This is a genomic window from Pseudomonas sp. GXM4, from assembly GCF_008923895.1.
In the GTDB taxonomy this organism is placed as follows: domain Bacteria; phylum Pseudomonadota; class Gammaproteobacteria; order Pseudomonadales; family Pseudomonadaceae; genus Aquipseudomonas; species Aquipseudomonas atacamensis.
In genome coordinates, this window is record NZ_WBRZ01000509.1 from 1 (window position 1) to 1,149 (window position 1,149).

Below are 1,149 nucleotides of genomic sequence, written 5' to 3' on the forward strand. Positions count from 1 at the left end.
CGCGGTACATCGACCTGAAATATCCAGTCGATTATGGATTCAGAACTGCACTTTCACGTCGGCGTAATTCTTGAGCATCCCCCATTCGGTCCCCTCTCCCTCTGGGAGAGGGCTAGGGTGAGGGTATCGGTGTACTTGACGCACTAAGCCGCCGCCCACGCCTGCAAACTCAAATGCGCCTTCTCCCCCGGCGCCAGGTGCAGGCTGTCCGTGCCACCCGCCGCTGCTTCCACGCAGACGAACTCGGAAACCTCGTCCCAACTTACCCCCAGCAACGGCCGCGCGCCGGGATGCCAGACGACGGTGTCGCCACTGTCACCGGTATCGATGCACAACTCGCGCTGCCAGGCGTGATCCTTGAGCTGCAATTCGCCGTCGTGCTGGAACACCCGCTGACAGCCGCCATCGACTCGCAACTCGCCTTCCTGCTGGCAAACCTGACGATTCAACTGATCATAACCCTGCGCGCCTTCGAGCCCAGACAGCGCTATCTCACCAACATCGCCTATACGCCAGTAAGCGTGCAAAGCCTGGCTCAACTGGCACGGCATGTCGTCCTGATGCTCGGTGCTCAGGCGTAATTCCATGCGTTCGCCAAGGTGCGCGTGCAGGTCGACCTGCCAATCGCACAGCTGCAATTGCCAGTGCAGGCGCACGCCATCCTCGGCGCCGCTGCTGTCGAGCAGCTTCCAGTCGAGCAATCGCGCCCAACCATGGGACGGCCACGCGTTTTCGCTCGGATGACGGCCATACCACGGCCAGCACACCGGCACGCCACCGCGAATCGCGCCGACATGCGGCCACTTCGCCGCGCACCACAACCACGGCTTCTGCCCGCGCGGCTGAAAATGCAGCAACTGCGCGCCCTGACGACTGAACACCGCCTGACACAGCGGATGATCGATCACCAACACGTCGCGCATCTGATAGCGCTCCCAGGCGAACACCGGTCGCTCGCGCAGGGATTTGAAGAAGCGTTGCAGCGGATGCTCATGCATTGGCTACGGTCCTGAAAATCATGGGGGTACAATTACCTTTGTGACCCTTGAATACTGTGGCGAGGGGATTTATCCCCGTTCGACTGCGAAGCAGTCGCAAACCTGGAAAACGGCCTCTCGCTGATACACCTCAGTGGATGGCTTTGGGGCC

Annotated in this window: 1 protein-coding gene; it reads right to left on the bottom strand. The window is 61.1% G+C overall.

Going from position 1 to position 1,149, the window contains the following annotated elements; all coding sequences use genetic code 11:
* Positions 1–143: 143 nt before the first annotated feature.
* A complete protein-coding gene (locus tag F8N49_RS27800) occupies positions 144–998 on the bottom strand; it encodes a D-hexose-6-phosphate mutarotase (protein WP_151553311.1) in 855 nt (284 codons plus the stop codon).
* Positions 999–1,149 lie beyond the last annotated feature (151 nt).

What these genes read in the sequence shown, in the direction of transcription:
- F8N49_RS27800 (WP_151553311.1), bottom strand. Translation starts at nt 998, where the DNA reads ATGCATGAGCATCCGCTGCAACGCTTCTTCAAATCCCTGCGCGAGCGA.